This window comes from Dietzia sp. DQ11-38-2, from assembly GCF_014145055.1.
Classification (GTDB): Bacteria; Actinomycetota; Actinomycetes; order Mycobacteriales; family Mycobacteriaceae; genus Dietzia.
On record NZ_JAALDW010000066.1, the window covers coordinates 1 to 4,598 of the forward strand.

At 69.1% G+C, this 4,598-nt stretch carries 6 protein-coding genes; 4 read left to right on the plus strand and 2 right to left on the minus strand.

Annotated elements, in window-relative coordinates:
* Nucleotides 1-301 precede the first annotated feature (301 nt).
* Nucleotides 302-1,003, plus strand: coding sequence for a type 1 glutamine amidotransferase domain-containing protein (locus tag G6026_RS02840; RefSeq protein WP_182612207.1), 702 nt, complete (start codon nucleotides 302-304; stop codon nucleotides 1,001-1,003).
* Between the two features lie 4 nt (nucleotides 1,004-1,007).
* Nucleotides 1,008-1,859, plus strand: coding sequence for an alpha/beta hydrolase (locus tag G6026_RS02845; RefSeq protein ID WP_182612208.1), 852 nt, complete (start codon nucleotides 1,008-1,010; stop codon nucleotides 1,857-1,859).
* A 50-nt stretch (nucleotides 1,860-1,909) separates the two neighbouring features.
* On the opposite strand, the gene G6026_RS02850 is transcribed toward G6026_RS02845, so the two are convergent.
* On the minus strand, nucleotides 1,910-2,893 hold the full coding sequence (locus tag G6026_RS02850) for a bile acid:sodium symporter family protein (RefSeq protein WP_182612209.1): 984 nt from the start codon (nucleotides 2,891-2,893) through the stop codon (nucleotides 1,910-1,912).
* 106 nt (nucleotides 2,894-2,999) lie between these two features.
* Here G6026_RS02850 and G6026_RS02855 point away from each other — a divergent pair, with 106 nt between their 5' ends.
* Both G6026_RS02855 and G6026_RS02860 read left to right on the plus strand, forming a co-directional pair.
* Nucleotides 3,000-3,383 carry a DUF202 domain-containing protein gene (locus tag G6026_RS02855; RefSeq protein ID WP_107757854.1) on the plus strand — a complete coding sequence of 128 codons (384 nt, stop codon included), beginning with the start codon at nucleotides 3,000-3,002 and terminating at the stop codon, nucleotides 3,381-3,383.
* Nucleotides 3,380-3,748: a hypothetical protein gene (locus G6026_RS02860; RefSeq protein WP_182612210.1), complete on the plus strand. Its 369-nt coding sequence runs from the start codon at nucleotides 3,380-3,382 to the stop codon at nucleotides 3,746-3,748. Before G6026_RS02855 ends, G6026_RS02860 begins: the two co-directional genes overlap by 4 nt.
* A 61-nt stretch (nucleotides 3,749-3,809) precedes the next feature.
* Here the strand turns inward: G6026_RS02860 and G6026_RS02865 are convergent, their stop codons facing one another.
* Entirely contained in the window at nucleotides 3,810-4,388 is a 579-nt protein-coding gene (locus tag G6026_RS02865) for a hemerythrin domain-containing protein (RefSeq protein ID WP_107757852.1), read from the minus strand.
* Between the last annotated feature and the right edge of the window lie 210 nt (nucleotides 4,389-4,598).

A 4,598-nucleotide genomic window follows, 5' to 3' on the forward strand; every position in this document is an offset into this window, starting at 1 on the left:
GGAAGCCTCGGCTTCCGGCGTGGGTGCTGCTGTGCTGATGCGGCGAGAACATTAAGGTGGCGTCCCCGGGTGGACAATTGCTTCGTCGACTAAGCATGACGGACCACGCGCGACACGTTGACCTGCTGATACATCGTCAACATCGGTCCGGCATCGTCGGCCCAGGTAGTGGGCCCGACACGACCGGTGAGGTGCGAAGAGTCGACAAGATGTGAATTCCCACATCATGGGCTACGCGTGACGCAGTTCACCGCCGCAGTGTTCAGTTGCGGTTCAGCCCGACCTCCGTAGGGTCGCGCCCATGACCAGCGTTCTCATGATCCTGTCCGCCGCCGACCACTGGACCCTCAAGGACGGATCCGCGCACCCCACCGGATTCTGGGCCGAGGAGTTCGTGACCCCCTACGAGGTGTTCACGGGAGCCGGTTGGGACGTCACGGTGGCCACTCCCGGTGGGCGCGCCCCGACGGTTGATCAGGCGAGCCTCGACGAGGGGGCAGGCGACCCGGAGACCCTCGAGAAGGTCAAGGCCTCACTCGACCGTCTCGAGCCGGTTCTCACCACACCCGTCGATCTCGCCTCCGTGGCCCACGAGGACTTCGACCTGGTCTTCTACCCCGGTGGACACGGCCCGCTCGAGGATCTGGCCGTGGACAGCGTGTCCGGCACCATTCTCTCCGAACGCGTCAGCGCCGGGTCACCCCTGGCCCTGCTCTGCCACGCCCCGGCGGCGCTGCTCGCGGCGTCCGAGGACCCGGCGTCCTCACCGTTCGCCGGATACCGGGTCACCGGTTTCTCCAACGTCGAGGAGGAGCAGGTCGGCCTGGCCGCCAACGCGCCCTGGCTCCTGGAGGACAAGCTGGTGGAGCTGGGTGCCGACTACTCCAAGGCTCCCGAGCCGTGGGGTTCGTATGTCGTGGTGGACCGGAACCTCTACACCGGGCAGAACCCGCAGTCGTCCGCCGAACTGGCTGAGCGGCTCATCGCGGACCTCGCCGGCTGAGCCGATGGATCACGTCGTCGACCAGCACGCGATCATCGACGGCCACCGCGTCGCCCACGGCGTCCACGGGGCCGGGGAGCCCGTGGTGCTGGTGCACGGCACCCCGTCGTCGTCGTACATCTGGCGGAACGTCGTGCCCCGGCTCGTCGACGCCGGGTACCGCGCCCACGTTTTCGACCTGCTGGGCTACGGCCTGTCCGAGAGGCCGCGCGACCCGGCCGTGGACACGTCGATCACCGGGCAGGTCGCCGTCCTCGAGGGACTTCTCGACCTGTGGGGGTTGGAGACGTTCCACCTGGTCGCGCACGATATCGGCGGCGGCGTCGCCCAACGGTTCGGGGTCCGCTCGGCCGAGCGCCTGCGCACGCTGACGCTGATCGACGTCGTGAGCTTCGACTCCTATCCCTCCGAGCGCACCCGGCAACAGATGGCCGACGGGCTGGAGGTGCTGGCGAAGAAGCCCGACGACGAGCACCGCGAGCATTTTCGGGAGTGGTTGCTGTCCACCCACAGCGACCCCTCGGGGTTCGACCCGGAGGCCCTTCGGATCTACGTGGACATCATCAGCGGTCCGATCGGTCAACCGAGTCTGTTCCAGCACCAGGTGGCGCACTACGACCCCGTCCACACCATGGAGATCAGCGACCGGTTGGACACGCTGGGCCGGGTCCCGGTCCAACTGATCTGGGGTGCGGACGACAGCTGGCAGGTCATCGACCACGCCCACCGGCTGCAGCAGGCGATCCCGGGCAGCGCGCTGCACGTGATCGAGCAGTGCGGCCACTTCGCCCCGGAGGAACGCCCCGCCGAGGTGGCGGCCGCGCTCCGGGAGTTCCTCGACGCGCACCGGGGTTGACCGCTCTCACGGCGGGCTGGGGTGCTCACGCCCTGGCCCCGGACGGGTTGTCACGCCGCGGGCGCGTCGGTTCCCTCCGCCCGTCCGTAGTGACCCGCCAACCAGGCACACACGATGAGCTGGATCTGGTGGAACAGCATCAGGGGGAGTACCAGGAGCCCGACGGGTTGGCCGACGAACAGCACAGCGGCCATGGGAAGCCCGGTGGCCAGTGACTTCTTGGACCCGCAGAACTGCACGACCCTCTTGTCCCGGTCGGCGAACCCGAGCGCGCGGGAGATCAGTTCGGTCAGCCCCAGCACCACCGCGAGCAGGACGCAGCACGCGGCGATCAGCCACGTCAGCTGGGCCGGTCCGACCCTCGACCAGATGTCGTCGGCGACTCCCTCGGAGAACGCCGCGTAGACGATCAGGACGATCACCGACTTGTCGAACAGCGCCAGCCGCCTGATCCTGGAGATGACCGGCAGGACCCAGCGTCGCAGCAGCTGGCCCAGCACGAACGGCAGCAGCAGCTGCAGGGCGATTTTCCCGACCGAGTCCCACGTGATCACCACCGCTCCGTCCCTGGTCATGAGGGCGAAGACCAACAGGGGAGTGAGGACCACGCCGAGGAGGTTGGACACCGACGCCGAGACCACGGCCGCGCTGACGTGGCCGCGGGCGATCGCGACGAACGTGATCGAGGACTGCACGGTCGACGGCACGAGCGTGAGGAAGAGGAACCCGGCGGCCAGCGGCTCGCCGAGCGCCGGCGTGAGGGCCCAGCTGCCCAGCAGGCCGAGTGCCGGGAACAGCAGGAACGTCGCGGCGAGCACCACGGAGTGCAGCCGCCAGTGCCTGAGGCCGGCCAGGAGTTCGCGGGGTTCCAGCCGTGCGCCGTAGAGGAAGAACAACACGGCGATCCCGATGGTCGTGATCCAACCGAGCGCTGTGGCGGCCCCGCCGGTGGCCGGCAACAGCGCCGCCACCACGACGGCGGCCAGGATCGCCAGGATGAACGGCTCGATCCGGAGGCGTCGCAGGAATCTCATCGGCCCATCTCACCACTCCGCGGCACAGGAGGTCTGGGCGAGGCCCCGGGACGGGTGAGGTCCCGGCAGGCGCGGGACCCCCGGTGCCGCCCGATAGGCTCGGAGCATGACAGACACCGCCCGCCAGGGATGGCGGCCCAGGTCGCTACGCGACGGAGAGGAGCCGGATCCGCGGTTCACGCTCGCCAACGAGCGGACCTTCCTGGCGTGGATCCGCACGAGCCTCGGCCTGATGGCGGGAGCCGTGGCGATGGAGGCCTTCGCCGGGGACGAGATCCCGGAGATCATCCGCACTCCGCTGGCCTGTGTCCTGCTGGTGATGGCGGCCCTGTTGGCCACCGTGTCGTTCCGACGGTGGATCCGGATCGAGGCCTCGATGCGCCACAACAAACCGCTGCCCGTCCCGCAGGCGTCGATCCTCCTGGTGCTGGGTATCGCGATCGGTGCGATCCTGCTGGTCCTCGCGATCCTCGGCGGTACCATCGCATGAGCGTTCCGCGGCGGCGGATCGGTGTGCGCCCAGAGGCCGTGCCGCCCGATGTCGGCCTGCAGGCCGAGCGCACCAGTCTGTCGTGGGCTCGGACCTGGGCCGTGGTGACCGTCAACATCATCCTCGTGGCCAAGCTGATCGCGCAGACCGCGTGGATCTGGGCGGCCGTCTTCGCCACCCTCTTGGTGGTCCCGCTTCTCGCGCTGCTCAGGGTGCAGCGGCACCACGAGCAACGGGTGGGGCGGTTCGTCCGGGCGGGCGAGGTCCAGCAGACCCAGGCCCGCTACAACATCGGGCTTGTGGTGATGGTGCTGGTGATGGCCGGGTGCGGCCTTGCCGCCGTCCTGGTGCGGGTACTGTCGTAGCAGGAGCACACGGCCCGGGGGACATCCGCACCCGCACCTGGCCCGGGACGATCGGCGCCGATCAGGTGTTCTTGAGTCGACCGCTCAGGGCGTCGCGGAGCCGGTCCACCATGCCGACACCGGGCCCGAGCGTCATGTGGAACAGCTCGGAGTGCGGCGACCCGGGGTGCGGCCGGGTGGGGGCGATGGTCTTGGCCGCCTCGACCTTGCGGCCCAGGTCGAGCAGATCCTCGGCGGAGACGGCCGCCCGCAGCTTGGGGAACTGGTCGGTCTCCTCGTCGTCGGCGTGGTGGTCGAGAAGCTCCTTGAACCGCTTGACCAGGGCCATGAACTCGGCGCTCTCGGCATCCACGCCCTCGAGTTCCTTCATCACCTCTTCGATCTCCTGGTGCTCCTCCTTGTCGTGCTCGACCTCCTCGGTGCCGTCCGGGACCTCGCGCTCGTAGACGGGGTAGACGAACAGCTCCTCGGCCACCGAGTGCCGGGTCACCTCGGCGATCACGGAGTCGGCCAGCGAACGGCGCTCCTTGGGGTCGGTGGTCTCCTCGATCATCTCGATCAGCCCGATCATCTCGCGATGGTCGGCGGTGAGGATGTCGACGACGTCCTTGTTGGACTCTGTCGTGGACTTCTGGGCCATGGCGAGCTCCTTCACGGTGTGGGTCGGATGGACCTCTGACCGTAGGCAGCGTGCGGGAAGCGGGCCACCGGTCGGGCCGGGACGCGGGCCCCCACCCGGGCCTCCACGCGGGCCCCACACCGGTCTCCCCGCGCTGTCCTACCGGGTGGTGGCGCTCTCCGATTCACACATGCCCTGCAGGGCGCACGATCCGCAGCCGCCGGTCACGCC